Source organism: Mesorhizobium sp. M0062 (assembly GCF_040323125.1).
Taxonomy (GTDB): Bacteria; Pseudomonadota; Alphaproteobacteria; order Rhizobiales; family Rhizobiaceae; genus Mesorhizobium.
On the sequence record NZ_JAMYUO010000012.1, the window covers coordinates 31970 to 49941 of the forward strand.

At 61.7% G+C, this 17972-nt stretch carries 18 protein-coding genes; 12 read left to right on the plus strand and 6 right to left on the minus strand.

Annotated elements, in window-relative coordinates:
- Positions 1-120 precede the first annotated feature (120 nt).
- The 6 genes from NKJ64_RS16130 to NKJ64_RS16155 all read left to right on the plus strand — a co-directional run bounded on the left by NKJ64_RS16130 (position 121) and on the right by NKJ64_RS16155 (position 4659).
- Positions 121-942 carry an enoyl-CoA hydratase gene (locus NKJ64_RS16130; RefSeq protein ID WP_023821102.1) on the plus strand — a complete coding sequence of 274 codons (822 nt, stop codon included), beginning with the start codon at positions 121-123 and terminating at the stop codon, positions 940-942.
- Between the two features lie 11 nt (positions 943-953).
- Positions 954-1376, plus strand: a complete 423-nt coding sequence (locus NKJ64_RS16135) for a VOC family protein (RefSeq protein ID WP_352462918.1) — start codon at positions 954-956, stop codon at positions 1374-1376.
- Between the two features lie 8 nt (positions 1377-1384).
- Positions 1385-2167, plus strand: a complete 783-nt coding sequence (locus NKJ64_RS16140) for an AAA family ATPase (protein WP_352462919.1) — start codon at positions 1385-1387, stop codon at positions 2165-2167.
- Positions 2164-2685: a CoA-binding protein gene (locus NKJ64_RS16145; protein ID WP_023711525.1), complete on the plus strand. Its 522-nt coding sequence runs from the start codon at positions 2164-2166 to the stop codon at positions 2683-2685. The genes NKJ64_RS16140 and NKJ64_RS16145 overlap by 4 nt, the downstream gene beginning before the upstream one ends.
- 167 nt (positions 2686-2852) lie before the next feature.
- Positions 2853-4133 carry an O-acetylhomoserine aminocarboxypropyltransferase gene (locus NKJ64_RS16150; protein WP_352462920.1) on the plus strand — a complete coding sequence of 427 codons (1281 nt, stop codon included), beginning with the start codon at positions 2853-2855 and terminating at the stop codon, positions 4131-4133.
- A 193-nt stretch (positions 4134-4326) separates the two neighbouring features.
- Complete coding sequence (locus NKJ64_RS16155; protein ID WP_488505273.1) at positions 4327-4659, plus strand: cupin domain-containing protein; 333 nt, start codon at positions 4327-4329, stop codon at positions 4657-4659.
- Positions 4660-4680: 21 nt separating this feature from the next.
- Here NKJ64_RS16155 and NKJ64_RS16160 read toward each other — a convergent pair whose 3' ends face one another.
- From NKJ64_RS16160 to NKJ64_RS16170, 3 genes are all read right to left on the minus strand, one after another.
- A complete protein-coding gene (locus NKJ64_RS16160; protein ID WP_352462921.1) occupies positions 4681-5418 on the minus strand; it encodes a transporter substrate-binding domain-containing protein in 738 nt (245 codons plus the stop codon).
- Positions 5415-6662: a cytochrome P450 gene (locus tag NKJ64_RS16165; RefSeq protein ID WP_352462922.1), complete on the minus strand. Its 1248-nt coding sequence runs from the start codon at positions 6660-6662 to the stop codon at positions 5415-5417. The genes NKJ64_RS16160 and NKJ64_RS16165 overlap by 4 nt, the downstream gene beginning before the upstream one ends.
- A gap of 107 nt (positions 6663-6769) precedes the next feature.
- Complete coding sequence (locus NKJ64_RS16170; protein WP_352462923.1) at positions 6770-7360, minus strand: hypothetical protein; 591 nt, start codon at positions 7358-7360, stop codon at positions 6770-6772.
- A 310-nt stretch (positions 7361-7670) separates the two neighbouring features.
- Here NKJ64_RS16170 and clpP point away from each other — a divergent pair, with 310 nt between their 5' ends.
- The 4 genes from clpP to NKJ64_RS16190 all read left to right on the plus strand — a co-directional run bounded on the left by clpP (position 7671) and on the right by NKJ64_RS16190 (position 13024).
- On the plus strand, positions 7671-8300 hold the full coding sequence (gene clpP / locus NKJ64_RS16175; RefSeq protein ID WP_023682306.1) for an ATP-dependent Clp endopeptidase proteolytic subunit ClpP: 630 nt from the start codon (positions 7671-7673) through the stop codon (positions 8298-8300).
- Between the two features lie 295 nt (positions 8301-8595).
- Positions 8596-9870: an ATP-dependent Clp protease ATP-binding subunit ClpX gene (gene clpX / locus NKJ64_RS16180; protein WP_023682305.1), complete on the plus strand. Its 1275-nt coding sequence runs from the start codon at positions 8596-8598 to the stop codon at positions 9868-9870.
- 273 nt (positions 9871-10143) lie between these two features.
- A complete protein-coding gene (gene lon / locus NKJ64_RS16185) occupies positions 10144-12555 on the plus strand; it encodes an endopeptidase La (protein WP_023682304.1) in 2412 nt (803 codons plus the stop codon).
- A 196-nt stretch (positions 12556-12751) separates the two neighbouring features.
- Entirely contained in the window at positions 12752-13024 is a 273-nt protein-coding gene (locus NKJ64_RS16190) for an HU family DNA-binding protein (RefSeq protein ID WP_023669423.1), read from the plus strand.
- Between the two features lie 91 nt (positions 13025-13115).
- On the opposite strand, the gene NKJ64_RS16195 is transcribed toward NKJ64_RS16190, so the two are convergent.
- Positions 13116-14138 carry an aldo/keto reductase gene (locus tag NKJ64_RS16195; RefSeq protein WP_023669424.1) on the minus strand — a complete coding sequence of 341 codons (1023 nt, stop codon included), beginning with the start codon at positions 14136-14138 and terminating at the stop codon, positions 13116-13118.
- Positions 14139-14321: 183 nt separating this feature from the next.
- Between NKJ64_RS16195 and NKJ64_RS16200 the strand changes: the two genes are divergently transcribed.
- Both NKJ64_RS16200 and NKJ64_RS16205 read left to right on the plus strand, forming a co-directional pair.
- Positions 14322-14888 carry an SIS domain-containing protein gene (locus NKJ64_RS16200; protein ID WP_023821099.1) on the plus strand — a complete coding sequence of 189 codons (567 nt, stop codon included), beginning with the start codon at positions 14322-14324 and terminating at the stop codon, positions 14886-14888.
- 3 nt (positions 14889-14891) lie between these two features.
- Positions 14892-15635, plus strand: a complete 744-nt coding sequence (locus NKJ64_RS16205) for a creatininase family protein (RefSeq protein ID WP_023821098.1) — start codon at positions 14892-14894, stop codon at positions 15633-15635.
- A gap of 232 nt (positions 15636-15867) precedes the next feature.
- Here the strand turns inward: NKJ64_RS16205 and NKJ64_RS16210 are convergent, their stop codons facing one another.
- Together NKJ64_RS16210 and NKJ64_RS16215 are read right to left on the minus strand one after the other, a co-directional pair.
- Entirely contained in the window at positions 15868-16785 is a 918-nt protein-coding gene (locus NKJ64_RS16210) for a carbohydrate ABC transporter permease (RefSeq protein ID WP_023669427.1), read from the minus strand.
- Between the two features lie 9 nt (positions 16786-16794).
- Positions 16795-17910, minus strand: a complete 1116-nt coding sequence (locus NKJ64_RS16215; RefSeq protein ID WP_023689462.1) for a carbohydrate ABC transporter permease — start codon at positions 17908-17910, stop codon at positions 16795-16797.
- Between the last annotated feature and the right edge of the window lie 62 nt (positions 17911-17972).

A 17972-nucleotide genomic window follows, 5' to 3' on the forward strand; every position in this document is an offset into this window, starting at 1 on the left:
CTGTATGAACGCAATGATGCGCTTCTGGCAACACCTCTGGCGCAAGCGATGGGTGTTGATGAAACTCGATCCGATATTAGATAGTCTGGCGGCGCCCGGCGGAATCGCGGAGACCTTGTCATGGCCGAAATCCTTTCGATCAAACCTGTTGCCATAGACGGGCCGGTCATCGCCGGGCTGGACAAGGGCGTGCTGCGCCTGACGCTCGCCAATCCGCCCGCCAATGCCTTGTCGCTTTCCGTCATGGCGGCATTGAGCGCCGAGCTCGACCGTGCCAAGGCCAACAAATCGGTCCGCGTCATCGTCTTGGCGGCCGCCGGGAAAGTCTTCTGCGCCGGTCACGATCTCAAGGAAATGACCGCGCGCCGCGCCGACGCCGACAAGGGCAAGGGGTTTTTCGAGCAGACATTTTCGGCTTGCGCGGCGTTGATGCAGCAGATCGTGCGCCATCCGCTCCCGATCATCGCCGAACTCGATGGCCTAGCCACCGCTGCGGGGCTGCAACTGGTTGGCAGTTGCGACCTCGCCATTGCCTCGCATGAAGCGACCTTCTGCACGCCGGGCGTCAATATCGGCCTGTTTTGTTCGACGCCGATGGTGGCGCTGTCACGCAACGTGTCTCACAAGCACGCCATGGAAATGCTGCTCACCGGCGAGACCATCGATGCCGCAACCGCCAAGGAATTCGGCCTGGTCAACCGCGTCGTGCCGCGCGAATACCTGAATCAGATCGTCACCAAATACGCGCAAACCATTGCCTCCAAATCATCTCTGGTGGTCAAGACCGGCAAGGAAGCCTTTTACGCGCAGGCCGAGATGGGGTTGGCGGACGCGTATGCCTATACCGGCCGCGTCATGGTCGAGAACATGCTGGCCCGCGACGCCGAGGAAGGCATCGGCGCCTTCATCGGCAAGCGCAAACCGGAATGGACGGACGAATAGGTTTTCGATCCATGGAACCGCGCATCTCCATCATCACCATCGCCACCGACTATCTCGAGCGCGCCGTGCGCTTTTACGAAGGCATGGGCTTGAAGCGCCACGCCGGCATCACCGATGGCGTCGCCTTCTTCCAGATGGGCGGCGCCATTCTCGGCCTGTTCCCGAGGCCAAGCGCCGAGGAGGATTCAGGCATTGCCTTCGCCGCAGCACCGTCGGCGGTCTACCTCGCCTACAACACCCGCTCCGATGCCGAAGTCGACGACGTGCTGGCGGCCGCCGAGAAGGCCGGCGGCAGGATCGTCAAGCCGGCAGGCCGCGCCTTCTGGGGCGGCTGGTATGGATATTTCGCCGATGCCGACGGCCATGTCTGGGAAGTCGCACACAATCCGGCCTTCCCGATCGCGGATGACGGCACCATCTCGCTGCCGGACTGAGCGTCCGCATGGGCTATCGCAAGCAACTGACCCGGCTTAAGGCGCCTTATCTCAAACGCATCCTGATTGACCCCGAGCGCGTGGAAGATTGGGAAAAATATCCATGGAACCTGCCGCTGTTTCGCGGCCGTGAATTCGAGATCGAATTCACCACGCCGATCACCATCATTGTCGGTGAAAACGGCACCGGCAAATCGACACTGCTGGAAGCCATCGGCGCGCTGGCCGGTTACGACGAGGCCGGCGGCGGCAAGGGTTATCGTCCGGTCGATCATTCCATCGCCATCGACAAGAGCGGTGCGGCACTGGCGAATACATTCCGCGGCCACTGGCTGCCAAAAGTCACCGCCGGCTGGTTCTTTCGTGCCGAATCTTTTTACTCGGTCGCGCGCTATCTCGACCAGGCGGCACTCGAAGACCCGTTCGGACCGCCGCCGCCGGACTTTCTATCGTGGTCGCATGGCGAAGGGTTCATTCGCTTTTTCGAGGAGCGCTGCCGCCGGCAAGGCATCTACATCCTCGACGAGCCCGAAAGCGCGCTGTCGCCGTCGCGGCAGATCGAATTGTTGAAGATGCTGCGGCGCATGGACCAGTCAGGCACGGCGCAAGTGATCATGGCGACGCATTCGCCGCTGCTGATGGCTTGTCCCGGCGCGCGGCTCTTCCGAATCAGCCGTTTCGGCCTCGATCCGACCGATTTCACCGATACCGATCATTTTCGCATGATGCGCGACTTCTGCACGGACCCGCAGTCCTTTATGGAGGAAGCACTGAGGGAGACCGACGAGTGAATCACGATAGCTACGACAATGCCTATATCGGCGGCATCCTCAATTCTGTGAAGACCATCGCCATGGTCGGCGCGTCGGCCAACGATGTCAGGCCGAGCTTTTTCGTGCTGAAATATCTGTTGGCCAAGGGCTTTTCGGTGTTTCCGATTAATCCTGGGCAGGCCGGCAAGGAAATCCTCGGCCGCATGACCTATGCCAGCCTTGCCGATCTGCCGGAGCCGGTCGACATGGTCGACATCTTTCGCGCCTCTGCATCGGTGCCCGGCATTGTCGATGAGGTGCTGAAGCTCGACCCCTTGCCGAAGGTGATCTGGATGCAGCTTGGCGTGCGCGACGACGAGGCGGCCGCGCGCGCCGAGGCGGCCGGTATCAAGGTGGTGATGAACCGCTGCCCGAAGATCGAATATGGCAAGCTGTCGGGCGAGATCGGCTGGACCGGCGTCAACTCCGGTGTGCTTTCGTCGAAGAAGCCGCTGATGCGGTCGGGATTCCAGAGTTTCGGTGTGCGCCAGAAGTAAGGCAGTGAATGGTGAATGGTGAATAGAAGGATTTTCCTGGAAGCCGGGTAAAGCCGCATATGAGCGGCTTGCAATCAAGGTGGGACTGGCCGACTTTGCGACCACCATTCATCGCTCACCATTGACCATTTCATCATTCACACGTTTACCGCTCACGGAGGTTTTCGATGACCCGCACGCCCGGTTTCAACACGCTCGCCGTCCATGCCGGCGCCAAGCCCGACCCGGCGACGGGCGCACGCGCCACGCCGATCTACCAGACGACCTCCTTTGTGTTCGACGATGCCGACCATGCCGCCTCGCTGTTCGGGCTGAAGGCCTTCGGCAACATCTACACCCGCATCATGAACCCGACCCAGGCGGTGCTGGAAGAGCGGATCGCGGCGCTCGAAGGCGGCACGGCTGCACTTGCCGTTGCTTCCGGCCATGCCGCACAGGTGATCGTGTTCCACAATCTCATGCGGCCTGGCGATAATTTCGTCGCCGCCACAAGGCTTTACGGTGGTTCGATCAATCAGTTCGGCCATGCCTTCAAGAATTTCGGCTGGGAGGTGCGTTGGGCCGACACCAACGACATCTCCACTTTCGAAAGCCAGATAGACGACAAGACCAAGGCGATCTTCATCGAGAGCCTGGCCAATCCCGGCGGCACCTTCGTCGACATCGAGAAGATCGGCGACATCGCCCGCAAGCACGGCTTGCCGCTCATCGTCGACAACACGCTGGCCTCGCCCTATCTGGTGCGGCCGATCGAGCATGGCGCCGACATCGTCGTCCATTCGCTGACCAAGTTCATCGGCGGCCACGGCAATTCGATCGGCGGCGCCATCGTCGATGGCGGCACGTTCGACTGGTCGAAATCCGGCAAATATCCGATGCTGTCGGAGCCGCGCCCCGAATATGGCGGCCTTGTCCTGCACGAAACCTTCGGCAATTTCGCCTTCGCCATCGCCGCGCGCGTGCTTGGCCTGCGTGACATCGGCCCGGCCATTTCGCCGTTCAATGCCTTCCTGATCCTGACCGGGCTGGAGACCCTGCCGCTCAGGATGCAGCGCCATTGCGACAATGCGATCACCGTAGCCGGCTGGCTGTCCAACCACCCCAAGGTCGCCTGGGTCAACTATCCCGGCCTGCCCAGCGACAAGAACAACGCGCTGCAGAAGAAATACTCGCCGCAAGGCGCCGGTGCTGTCTTCACCTTCGGCCTGAAGGGCGGCTACGAGGCCGGCATCAAGTTCGTCGAGGCGCTCGAACTGTTCTCGCACCTCGCCAATGTCGGCGACACCAAGTCGCTGGTCATCCATCCGGCATCGACCACGCATCGCCAGCTTTCCGACGAGCAGAAGGTCAAGGCGGGCGCGGGACCAGACACGGTCCGGCTTTCCGTCGGCATCGAGGATGTCAACGACATCGTCGCCGATCTGGAACAGGCTTTGACCAAGGTTTGATTTTTTGAGTGAGTAGTGAGTAGTGAGTAGTGAGTAGTAGTCGGTATTCACTAGTTAGCAGTGATTAGTGATCAGCCACCCGCTCGAGGGAGCGCTTTCCGCTCACTACTCACTAGTCACTACTCACTGCACTACTCACTGCACTACTCACTACTCACTAATCTGTTGGAGGCAAACCCTGTCCGCGCATTACTTGGCAATATCGACCGACAGCGTCGACGCCGAACATGGCGCCCCGGCGCCGGATCGTCTGATTGCGGGCGATCCGAAGTTCCGCACCTGGAATGTCGAGGAGCGCGATGGCCGCCTCTATGCCGGCATCTGGGAAGCGACGCCGGGCAAATGGCGCATCGAATATGACGAATGGGAGTTCTGCCACATCCTGTCCGGCGTCTCGGTGGTTGCCGAGGATGGCGGCGAGGCGCGCACGGTCCGGGCCGGCGACAGCTTCGTGCTCAGGCCAGGCTTCAGGGGCAGCTGGGAAGTGCTTGAAACGACCCGCAAGGAGTATGTGATCAAGCTCTGACCGCTCGGTCGCGCTTGGACTTCACAAAAGCCGATCGATGTCAGTGTCGGAAAAGCCGTATCCGCTCATCATCTCCCTGTGCCAGGGACTTCCAAGCAAATCACTGAGACATAAATCGACGCGCTGGAGCAGGGTGGCACTGCCTTTGGCGAGAGCGAAAGCGCCGGGCGCTGGCTGTTTTTCGACTGCCGGGACGTCGACGACGTCGAGAGGCGCGTCGGGTCGCCGGCTCAGATAGCCGCGATGCGCGAGCGCTGCACTCGCATAGGCATGCACCACGCCGGCCGCGACGGCGTTAGCTGCTTCGGCCTGAGTGGCAAATATCCTTAGCCGTTCGGGCTGAATAGCGTTTTGCAGGGCCGTCCGGTGCTGGATCTGGCCCGATATGACGCCGATCAGCGCCGTCCGATCATTGGCGACGGACCGATAGCCATCGAAGGCGCGGGGATTGTCTTTCGCGACCAGCAATCCATTCGCCAGCATCCAGATCGGCCTTGTGAAGTCGACCAGCTTCCGGCGGTCGTCGGAAATGAACAGGCCGGTGGTTATGTCCCACCGATCTTCGGCAAACCCAGGCAGCAGCTCGGCAAACTCGGTCTCGATGGGCAAAAGTTCCAGCCCGAGCGTCAGGCAGACCCTCTTGGCCAGTGGGCATCGCTGCCGCCCAGACGTCCCGATCCGTCGATAAAGCAGAAGGGTGGTTCCTGTAGAAAGGCGAATCTCATTTTCTCGGGCATGCGTCGGCTCCGCCGTCCTCACAAGCTCACAATGAGCTTTTCCAGCCCATGGAAATGATAGGTGTCGCGGAAGCGCGGCTGCTCCGCAAGATGGAGTTGCGGCTGCCGCTCGAACAGGGTTTTCAGCGACACCTGCAATTCCAGCCGCGCCAGCGGTGCACCGATGCAGAAATGGATACCGGCGCCGAACGAGACATTCTTCTGGTCCAGTCGGCCGGGCCGGAAGGCGCCGGGTTCGGCAAGGGCAAGCGGATCATGATTGGCCATGCCGAGCAGCAGGCCGACCGTCTCGCCCGGTTGTACGACAACCCCTGATGTCACCTCGACCTCCTGATAGGCGTAGCGGGTGAACATGTGCAGCGGCGCGTCGAAGCGCAGGCACTCCTCGACCGTTGCAGCGGTTGCTTCCGGCGAGGTGAAGAAACGGCCGGGGTCGCCGCCTTGGGCCAGCAACGTGCGCACGGCGTTGCCGGTTTGATGGACGGTCGCCTCGTGGCCGGCATTGAGCAACAGGATGGCAGACGAGACCAACTCGTCTTCCGACAGCTTCTGGCCATCCTCTTGTGCCGCGATCAGCAGCGATAGCAGGTCGTCGCCAGGCTTCTTCCGCCGCTCGGTGACATAGCCGCGCAAAAAGTCGGAAAAATCGTGCGCGGCGCGATTGGCCGCTTCCTCGGTCTCGCGCGTCCGGCCATGCATGTACATGGCCACCATCCGGTGCGACCAGTCGAGCAGTTGCGGCCCCATTTCGACCGGCACACCGAGCATTTCGGCAATGATGGTGATCGGCAAAGGTGCGGCGAAGCTGGGCAATAGATCGACCTGGCGCGGTTCGAAACGGTCGATCAGCTCATTGGCCAGCGCCTCCACGCGCGGCCGCAGCCGCTCGACCTGGCGCGAGACGAAGGCGCGGTTGACCAGGGTTCTGAGCCTGGTGTGCACCGGCGGCTCCAGCTCCAGCATCGAATTGCTCTCGATGCCGTCGAAAGCGGCCAAATGCGAGCGATCCTCGCCGATGCCGCGGCTGTCGGGAATGCCGGCCGGGTTCTGGCGACCGAAGCGGCGGTCGCGCAACAGCCGGTTGACGTCGTCGAAGCCGCCAAAGCACCAAAAGCCGAATTCCTCCCAGAAGAAGGCATTCGATGCGCCATGCAGGACGGCATAGGCGTCGTAGGGGTTCTGGAAAAACGCCGGTTCGTGCGGATCGAGCCGCAGGCGGCGCGTGGCTGGATCAAAGGCGAGGTAGGGCGGCATGGATGTGGTCATGCCAGACCATTACCGCGGCTTGCCGGCTTGGTGCCAGACCGGATGTTGGCACCCGACGGCCCTATGGATTGAGCCAACCGAGGCGGACCTCGGCGAAGTACCGAAGTCTAATCCTCGCAATGCCTGGCAATATGCACGCGGCGCCAGCTGGTCGAGCCTTCCTGCACCACCACCCGGCGCGCCATCCTCTGGTATGACGGCGCTATCTGGGTGACGTGCCGCCGCTCGGGCCGCACCAGCACTTCATGGGCGACGCTCTCATATTCGGCCGGCAGCACAACCCGGCGGGTGCGCTCCGGTTCAACCACCACCGTTTCGGCCACACGCGCGTAGCGGGCCTTGCGCCACACCTTGCACAGCACCTTGCGGCCGTGGATGACGCGCCATTCCCAGGCATAGCCGCCATCGTCGACCTGGACCGTGCGGTAAACGGTGCGGGTTCTCGCCGGTACGATGTTATAGGTGACTCGGGGCGGCGCGATCTGCTCGACGCGCTCCATGGTGCCATAGATCGGCGGATCATAGTCGACCAACTGCCCGCCGGGACTGACCATGACGTCTTCATAGACGGTGTCATAGAGCGCCGGCCTGTGCACCGGCTCATAGCATTCGGCGGCCCGGCCGTCGGCAACCGCATCGGACACCATGCCGAGACCGGCAAGGCCGGAAATGGCGAGGCAAACAGTTTTCCTGATCATGGCACTCCCCCTGTTTGAACGCGAGAAGGTGAGGTTCAACGTTGAACTGTAGGGGATGGTTCTCCGGGGGAAAGCGGTTTCGCCGCGTTTCGTTAAGCGACGGGGTTAAGGAATTGCTACACCGAAAAAAAAGCCGTTGGCCGCCTTCGGGCTTCCCTTGCGCGGAAACCTTGATTCGACTTAACCAGATGGCTAGGAGAGGCGGCCTTGCGCTAGGGTGAGCCGGCATCCTATTTACATTCTAACCATCAAGAACCGATTCTGCCCGATTTCCCGGCGCCGGAATCCCCATCTCCAAAAAGGGTAGTCCATGAAGAACCCCGTCGAAACCTACATGAACCTCGTTCCGATGGTGGTCGAGCAGACCAATCGCGGCGAGCGGGCCTACGACATTTTCTCGCGCCTGCTGAAAGAGCGCATCATTTTCATCACCGGCCCGGTCGAAGACGGTATGGCGACGCTGGTTTGTGCACAGCTTTTGTTCCTCGAGGCCGAGAACCCGAAGAAAGAGATCAATCTCTACATCAACTCGCCGGGCGGCGTGGTGACCTCGGGCATGGCGATCTACGACACCATGCAGTTCATCAAGCCGGCGGTGTCGACGCTGTGCATCGGCCAGGCGGCGTCGATGGGCTCGCTGCTTCTGACCGCCGGCCACAAGGACATGCGTTTTGCCACGCCGAACGCCCGTATCATGGTTCACCAGCCTTCCGGCGGTTTCCAGGGCCAGGCCTCCGACATCGAGCGGCACGCGCAGGACATCATCAAGCTGAAGCGCCGCCTCAACGAGGTCTACGTCAAACACACCGGTAAGAGCTACGAAGACATTGAAAAGACGCTTGACCGCGACCATTTCATGACAGCCGACGAAGCCAAGGATTTCGGCCTCATCGACAAGGTCATTTCGTCGCGCGAGCCGGTCGAAGGCGCTGCGGCATAAGCGCTGCATGGCAGTTGCGTGGCTGGATAACGCGCTTTTGCTGGGATTTGCGGCATTTCGGCCACAATTGGCTGTTCCCTCGGTGGATGGGATTGCCTACGTTAAGGCTATGTTGATTTTCGACGGCTTAGCTTTGTGCAGGGTTGGCGCGAATCATTGCGACGTTTTCTGATTTGTGTTTCGTACGGAATGCGTTGCGGGAGCCGGGACACTGGCGGCGGCGAATTCCCGCGATAGATAGAATATGCGCCCTTTCAGCCAGACCATCGGCGGGCGGCCATGAAAGGACAGGAAAATGAGCAAAGTCGGCAACAACAGCGGTGATTCGAAGAACACGCTTTATTGCTCGTTTTGCGGCAAAAGCCAGCACGAGGTGCGCAAGCTGATCGCCGGCCCAACGGTGTTCATCTGCGACGAGTGCGTGGAGCTGTGCATGGACATCATCCGCGAGGAGAACAAGACCTCGATGGTGAAGTCGCGCGAGGGCGTGCCGACCCCGCAGGAGATCCTGAAGGTTCTCGACGACTATGTCATCGGCCAGCCCTACGCCAAGCGCGTGCTGTCGGTGGCTGTCCACAACCACTACAAGCGCCTGGCGCATGCCGGCAAGAACAACGACGTCGAATTGGCGAAGTCCAACATCCTGCTGATCGGCCCGACCGGCTGCGGCAAGACGCTGCTTGCCCAGACGCTGGCCCGCATCATCGACGTGCCCTTCACCATGGCCGACGCGACGACGCTGACCGAAGCCGGTTACGTCGGCGAGGACGTCGAAAACATCATCCTGAAGCTGCTGCAGTCGGCCGACTACAATGTCGAGCGCGCCCAGCGCGGCATCGTCTACATCGATGAAATCGACAAGATCTCGCGCAAGTCCGACAACCCATCGATCACCCGCGACGTGTCGGGCGAGGGCGTGCAGCAGGCGCTTCTGAAGATCATGGAAGGCACCGTTGCCTCCGTGCCGCCGCAGGGCGGCCGCAAGCATCCGCAGCAGGAATTCCTGCAGGTCGACACCGCCAATATCCTGTTCATCTGCGGCGGCGCCTTCGCCGGGCTGGACAAGATCATCTCGGATCGCGGCAGGAAGACTTCCATCGGCTTCGGCGCCATCGTGGCTTCGCCCGAGGATCGTCGCACCGGCGACGTGTTCCGCCTGGTCGAGCCCGAGGATCTCTTGAAGTTCGGCCTCATCCCCGAGTTTGTCGGCCGTCTGCCGGTCCTGGCGACGCTGGAAGACCTCGACGAGCCGGCGCTGATCCAGATCCTGACCGAGCCGAAAAACGCGCTGGTCAAACAGTATCAACGGCTGTTCGAGATGGAGAGTGTCGACCTGACCTTCCATGAGAATGCGTTGTCGGCGATCGCCAAGCGCGCCATCGAGCGCAAGACCGGCGCCCGTGGCCTCCGCTCGATCATGGAAGCGATCCTGCTCGACACCATGTTCGAACTGCCCGCCCTGGAAGGCGTGCGCGAAGTGGTGATTTCGGAAGAAGTGGTAACCGGCAGCGCCCGGCCGCTCTACATCTATTCCGAGCAGAAGGAAAAGAAGGGCAACGTCAGCGCCTGATCTGGCATCTGGCCTAACCTTTTTATGGAACGGCGCCCGCGGGGCGCCGTTTTGCTGTGGTGAGGTACCGATCCTTGTGACGGAGTGGATGAACGAACGTGTCGACCCTTGATCTTTGCCCACTGTGCATCCAACTAACACTGGAAGGCCGAGGTGCCGAATTCTGTGCTGTAAAACTCCCGTCACAAACGGTGGTAGGCGGAACGATCCCCGGTCGTTAATATGAGATTCGCGGTTGGCTCAATTAGCGGCCGCGACATGAAAGGTTGGACAATGGCCAAAATATCCAAGGCTCCCAGCGACGGCGTCTTCGCAGTCCTCCCACTGCGCGACATCGTGGTGTTCCCGCACATGATCGTTCCGCTCTTTGTCGGGCGTGAAAAGTCGATCAAGGCGCTGGAAGAGGTTATGGGTCAGGAAAAGCAGATCCTGCTTGCCACCCAGATGAATGCCGCCGATGACGATCCCGAGCCCGATGCGATCTTCGACATCGGCACGCTCGCCAATGTGCTGCAATTGCTGAAGCTGCCCGACGGCACCGTCAAGGTGCTGGTCGAAGGCGCTTCGCGTGCCAAGATCGTCTCGTTCACCGACCGTCCGGACTTCCACGAAGCTACCGCCACGGCGCTGGTCGAGCCGGAGGAGGAAGAGGTCGAGGTCGAGGCGCTCGCCCGTTCGGTCGTCACCGACTTCGAAAACTACGTCAAGCTGAACAAGAAGATCTCGCCTGAAGTGGTGGGCGCCGCCAGCCAGATCGACGACTATTCCAAGCTCGCCGATACGGTTGCCTCGCACCTCGCCATCAAGATCCCCGAGAAGCAGGAGATGCTGGCCACGCTGTCCGTCAAGGAACGGCTGGAAAAGGCGATGGGTTTCATGGAAGCCGAAATCTCCGTCCTGCAGGTGGAGAAGCGCATCCGCTCGCGCGTCAAGCGCCAGATGGAGAAGACGCAGCGCGAATATTACCTCAACGAGCAGATGAAGGCGATCCAGAAGGAGCTCGGCGAAGGCGAGGACGGCCGCGACGAGGCCGCCGAGATCGAGGCGCGCATCAAGAAGACCAAGCTCTCCAAGGAGGCCCGCGAAAAGGCGGAAGCCGAGTTGAAGAAGCTGCGGACGATGTCGCCGATGTCGGCGGAATCGACCGTCGTGCGCAACTACCTCGACTGGATCCTGTCGATCCCGTGGGGCAAGAACTCCAAGGTCAAGCAGGACCTGGCGTTTGCGCAGAACGTGCTCGACACCGATCATTTCGGCCTCGACAAGGTCAAGGACCGCATCGTCGAGTATCTCGCCGTGCAAAGCCGCCAGAAGAAGCTGAAGGGGCCGATCCTGTGCCTCGTCGGCCCTCCCGGCGTCGGCAAGACCTCGCTCGGCAAATCGATCGCCAAGGCGACCGGCCGCGAATTTATCCGCATGGCGCTTGGCGGCGTGCGTGACGAGGCCGAGATCCGTGGCCACCGCCGCACCTATATCGGTTCGATGCCCGGCAAGGTCATCCAGTCGATGAAGAAGGCCAAGAAGTCCAACCCGCTCTTCCTGCTCGACGAGATCGACAAGATGGGCCAGGACTTCCGTGGCGATCCGTCATCGGCCTTGCTCGAGGTGCTCGATCCCGAGCAGAACTCGACGTTCATGGACCATTACCTCGAGGTCGAATACGACCTGTCGAGCGTGATGTTCGTGACGACGGCGAACACGCTGAACATCCCTGCGCCCCTGATGGACCGCATGGAGATCATCCGTATCGCCGGCTACACCGAGGACGAGAAGATCGAGATCGCCAAGCGTCACCTGATGCCCAAGGTGATCCGCGACCATGCCCTGCAGCCGAAGGAATTCTCCGTCGGCGAGGACGCGATCCGCGGCATCATCCAGACCTACACCCGTGAAGCGGGCGTCAGAAGCCTGGAGCGCGAGCTGATGAAACTCGGGCGCAAGGCGGTGACCGAGATCCTGAAGACGAAGAAGAAGACGGTGAGCATCACGGCGGCGAACCTCGCCGATTACCTCGGTGTTCCGCGCTTCCGCTTCGGCCAGGTCGAGGCTGACGATCAGGTCGGTGTCGTCACCGGTCTTGCCTGGACGGAAGTCGGCGGCGAGCTGCTGACGGTCGAAGGCGTCATGATGCCCGGCAAGGGCCGCATGACGGTGACCGGCAATCTGCGCGACGTGATGAAGGAATCGATCTCGGCGGCGGCCTCTTATGTCCGCTCGCGGGCCATCGATTTCGGCATCGAGCCGCCGCTGTTCGACAAGCGTGACATCCACGTCCACTTGCCCGAAGGCGCCACGCCGAAGGACGGTCCGTCTGCAGGTGCTGCCATGGCGACAGCCATCGTGTCTGTCATGACTGGTATTCCGGTCCGGGCCGATGTGGCGATGACTGGCGAGATAACGCTTCGCGGCCGCATCTTGCCGATCGGCGGCCTCAAGGAGAAGCTGCTCGCCGCATTGCGCGGCGGCATCAAGAAGGTGCTGATCCCGGAAGACAACGCCAAGGATCTGGCGGAGATACCGGACAATGTGAAGAACGGTATGGAGATCATTCCGGTCTCACGTGTCGGCGAGGTTCTGAGGCACGCGCTGGTGCGCATGCCGGAGCCGATCGAGTGGGTCGAGCCGGTCAATCCGCCGGCTTCCACCGATACCGTTGACGATGCTGGAAAGTCGCTTGCACATTAGAAACTACTAAAGTTGCAGTGCACAAAGAGAGAGCCGGGCCTTGAGCCCGGCTTTTTCATGTGAAAAACCCACCTTTTCCGGGCTTTTTTCAACTTATTTCCGGCTTTTTGACTTGGGTTTGCGAGCGCTTCTTTCTAAAGTCCCTCTCCTGCCGGATGAGTCGAAAGTTCCGGTTTTCTCATGGAAGGGAATTTTTATGAACAAGAACGAACTGGTTTCCGCTGTCGCTGAATCCGCGAGCATTTCGAAGGGTGACGCACAGTCGGCGGTTGAGGCGGTGTTCTCCGTCATCACTGGCGAACTGAAGAAGGGCGGCGATGTACGGCTCGTCGGCTTCGGAAATTTCACCGTCTCCAAGCGTGCGGCATCGACTGGCCGCAACCCGCAGACTGGCGCGGAAGTGAAGATTCCGGCGCGTACCGTGCCGAAGTTCTCGGCCGGCAAAGGCCTCAAGGACGCGGTCAACTAAAAATTTTTTCAGAGAATGTTGGAAAGCCGGGTTCGCCCGGCTTTTCTTTTGCCTCGATCGCGGCAAGCCGTCAGCCCGCTGAGGCGAGCCTTCAGCCCACCGGCGCATCCGCGCGCATCAGGCCTTCCTGCTTGAGGTCCGCCCACAGCGCCGCGGGCAGCTTGGCATCGAGCAGGGCGCGGTTGCTTTCGACTTCGCTCGGCCGTTGGCCGCCGGGGATGACCGACACCACGGAGGGGTGCAGCAGCGGAAACTGCAGCGCCGCCTCGATCAGCCTGACGCCATGGCGCTGGCAGACGGCCTCGATGCGCCCGACGCGATCCATGATGTCCCTTGGCGCCTCGGAGTAATTGTAATAGGCGCCTGGCTTCGGCCCGGTCGCCAGGATGCCGGAATTGTAAGGACCGCCGAGAACGATGCCGATGCCGCGTTGCTCGCAGAGCGGCAGGAAGGTGGCAAGCGCTTCCTGTTCCAGCAGCGTGTAGCGCCCGGCCAGCAGGAACAGGTCGAAGTCGCCACGCTCCGCCAGCGTCTGGCAAACCTCCCATTCGTTGATGCCGCCGCCGAAGGCCTTGATCACGCCCTGGTCGCGCAGCGCAACCAGTCCGTTGTAGCCCGAGGCCATGAATTCCTCGATGCGCTGGTCTGACGCCTCCTTGCTGCCATGGGTGAAGATGTCGAGGTCATGGACGAAAAGGATGTCGATGCGGTCGACGCCAAGCCGTTCCAGCGACGCCTCGAACGAGCGCATGACGCCGTCATAGCTGTAGTCGTAGACCTCCTTGCGCGTCGGTGTGTCGAAGAACTTGCCGATGCCGGTTCGTTCCTCCGGCGGGCAGGCGCGCAACAGGCGACCGACCTTGCTCGACAGCACATAATCGTCGCGCTTCCTGCCGCGCAGGAAGGCATTGAGCCGTGTTTCGGCAAGGCCCAGGCCATAGAGCGGCGCGGTGTCGTAGTAACGGCAGCCGGTCGCCCACGCCGCCTCCAGCGTCGCGTTGGCATCCGCGTCGGGGACGGCGCGGTAAAGGTTGCCGAGCGGCGCGCTGCCGAAGCCAAGCTCGGTGAAGTCGAGGCCGCCATTGCCGATGCGGTCGAAATGCCGTGTCTTCATGTCGTGCTGATTTCCTGGATTGATTGTCTGACATGACACTATCACGCCGCTGGCTCAGCAAAAGCCGCCATGGCCGTTGGACAGGCATTTTCCCGATGATAGCATGAACAAAAACAAGCCTTTTCCGAAAGCGCGCAACCGGAAATCACCGGCCACAAACCCGGCCCGACAGATGGGACTCTCATGGCGAATGCCGGCTCGGATATGTTTTCGACCGCCCTGCAAGAGCTGGGCGCCGTACTGGCGCGCGTCGACGAAGCCGGCATCGACATCGCCTGCGAAACCCTGGCCCGCGCGCAAAAGATCGGCGTCTATGGCTGCGGCCGCGAAGCGTTGCAGCTCAAGGGTTTCGCCATGCGCCTCTATCACCTTGGGCTTGAGGTGTCGGTGGTCGGCGACATGAACACGCCACCGCTTGGCGCAGCCGATGTCTTCCTGGTCAGTTCCGGCCCGGGCGAGACGACGACGGTGCTCACCTTGATGCAAGTCGCCCGCCAGGCCGGCGCCACCGTGCTTTTGCTCACCGCCGAGGCAGGCAGCAGTGCGGTCGCGCTTGCCGACTTCACCTTGCTGATCCCGGCGCAGACCATGGCGCGTGACCAAGGGCCGCAAAAGACATCGCTGCTGCCGATGGGCTCAGTCTTCGAAGGGGCGCTGTTCCTGCTGTTCGAGGTCATGGTGCTGAAGCTCAAGGCGCTGACCGGCCAGTCGTCCGAGGCCATGCGCGCCCGCCACACCAACATGGAATAGATCATGCGCTACGAACTGATGCTGCCGCACCAGATCCGCAAGGCGATCGCCGAGAACTGGCCGGTCGCTCTCCCGCTCGGCGTGCTCGAATATCACGGCGAGCACATGGCCGTCGGCATGGACACGCTGGCCGTCGTCAAGACGCTGGAGCTCTACGAGAAGGAGGCCGACGTCGTCATCCTGCCGGCTTTCTACTACGGTGCGGCGAGCTATGTGGTGGCAGCACCCGAAGGCAACGGCTCGGTGCAGGTCGGCGGCAACCAGCTGGCGCCGTTCGCCGAAGAATTGTTCTACAGCCTGCTGCGCATCGGCTTTCGTAACATCAACGCCATCATCCACCACCAGACCGAGAACTTTGCCGCCGGCATGCCGACCGATCTCGCCTTCAAGGCCGCCGGCCGCCAGGCGATCTTCCGCTTCCTCGAGAAGCAGCGCGGCGAGGGCTGGTGGGGCTCAGACGAGATGGCCGATTATTATTCCGGGCACGCCGCCGGCGAGAATTTCTTCAACTGGGTGCAGGTGCACCCGCTAATGTCGGCTGCCATGAACGGGAAGTATCCGTTCGATCACGCCGGTGTTGGCGAGACATCATTGATGCTGGCACTGTGTCCGGAAGCGGTCGATGCCGGGCGTTTTGGCGAGAATACCGCGTGGTATACGGCCAGTGCGCCGGAGGCCTCGGCGGAGCTGGGGCGAAAGGGTGTGGCGATGATCATGGATCACCTGAGGGCGATATTGGGGCGCTAGCAGACAAAGTCGCTCTGTAGCGATCCTTCACACCCCCCTCTGTCCTGCCGGACATCTCCCCCGCAAGGGGGGAGATCAGATGTCATTTCCGCTTTCGCCAATCACCTACGTCGCAAGAAAAGCGATGCAGCCAAAGCTGCCGATCTCCCTCCTTGCGGGGGAGATGGCCGGCAGGCCAGAGGGGGGTGCTGTCCCGCCGAGGTCAACAGTAGAGGGGCACGCCGCCTCTCGCCTACTTCACCGCCCCCGCCGTCATGCCCATGATCAGATAGCGTTCAAGCGCAATCCCGATGACCGCCAGCGGTGCGATCGCGGCGGTGGCAAGCGCCGCCATCGACCACCAGTTGATGCCTTGCGAGCCGGTCTGGCTCGCCACCATCACCGGAATGGTCTTGGCGTCGGTCGACGTCAGGAGTGCCGCAAAAAAGTACTCGTTCCAGCACAGCACCATCGCCAGGATGAAGGCGGCGACCATGCCCGGCAGCGCAATCGGCATGACGATGCGGAAAAAGGCGCCCCAGATCGACAGGCCGTCGACCAGCGCTGCCTCCTCCAGTTCGACAGGGATCGAATTGAACTGGTCGCGCATGATCCAGATGACGATCGGCAGCACCATCAGCGTGTAGAGCAGGATCAGGCCGATGCGTGTGTCGAGCAGGCCGACTTCCCGGTAAAGCACCAGGAAGGGCAGGGCGAGCACCACCGGCGGCAGGATCAGCTGCGACAGGAAGAAAAAGGAGATGTCCTCGTTCTTGAACCAGGCGAACTGATAGCGGTACCGGGTCAGCCCATAGGCGGCGAGGCTGCCGATGACGATGGCGAGGCTCGATGCGCCGACCGAGGTGATGACCGAATTCATGAAGCGCTTGAAAAACTCCTCGCGCACCGTCGAGGTCTGGAAGATCGAATCCGGCGACAGGCCGAGCGAGCGCCAGCCCTTCCAGTCCGGCTGGAAGTCGACGAACGGGATGAGGTGGCCCTGCGTGACGTCGACCGCGGTCTTGAACGAGGTGGTGATGGTCCAGTAGATCGGGAACAGGCAGATGAAGGCCCAGAACGCCAGCGCGCCATAGATGAAGATGCGATTGGCCAGAAAACCCAGCGGTGAGCGGATTTCCGAGGCAGCATAGTCGGTGGTCTGGACGCTCATTGTGCCTCGTCAGTTCACGTTGCGCACGAAGCGATTGGCGAATTTCAACAGCCAGGTCACGAACACGACGATGATGACGAGATAGGCCATCGCCAGCATGGTGCCGTAGCCGACATTCGAGCGGTCGCGGTATTCGCGGTAGATGAAGCTCGACACCGAATCGGTGGCGCCGCCAGGCCCGCCGGAGGTCACGGTGATGATGATGTCGGCGAGCTTCAACTTGAAGATGATGCGCAGGATCACCGCGGTGACCGACACCGGCAGCATCAGCGGGAAGGTGACCTGCCAGAAAGTCTGCCAGGGCGTGGCGCCATCGACGCGCGCCGCTTCCAGCACGTCGCGCGACATCGCCTGCAGGCCGGCAAGCAGCATGATCATCATGAACGGGATGAAGGTCCAGGCGTCGAGCACCATGATCGAGATGCGGGCGGTGATCGGGTTGGAGAAGAAGGCGGGGTTCTCCCAGCCGAGATGGCGCGCCAGCGTCGCCGCCGGCCCGAAACGGTATTCCATCAGCGATTTGCCGATCATCCAGGATACCGCGACCGGCGACAGCATCAGCGGCATCAGGAAGACGACTCGGAAGAATTTGCGCGCCCGGATCTGCGCGTTGAGCAGCAGCGCCAGGCCGAAGGCAATCACATACTCAACCAGCACGGCGAGCACATAAAGCACCATGTTGAACAGCGCGTTGCGGTAGTAGGGATCGGCCAGCATCTGCCAGAAATTGTCGAGCCCGTTGAACTTGCGGCCGGAAAAGGACGACAGGTTCCAGTCGGTCAGCGCGATATAGAAGCCGAACAGCGTCGGGAAGATCACCATGGCGATGGTGAACAGCAGCGCCGGCAGCAGGAACAGCGCGCGCTGGCCGTCCTCGCCGCGCGTCAGCACCTGGCCGATGCCGAGCGCCACCCCCCACAGAACATAGGCATAGACGATGGGACGCCAGGTCTCGAAGCCGAGCGTGGTGATCTCGTTCTTGTAGAGGATCTCAAACGCGATCACCGCCAGCAGGCCAAGCGTGGCGGCCGCCATCAGGGCAAAACCCGCCCGCTTGCGGGCCGGCGAGATCAGATCGGCTGGGCCGGCGTTGGCCGGCCATGCATTGGTGGTCTGGTCAGCCACGCGTCCCCGTCCGTTTAAAAAATCAAGCCTGCGACCGGCCCGAGCCGGTCAGGTCCGGCGGC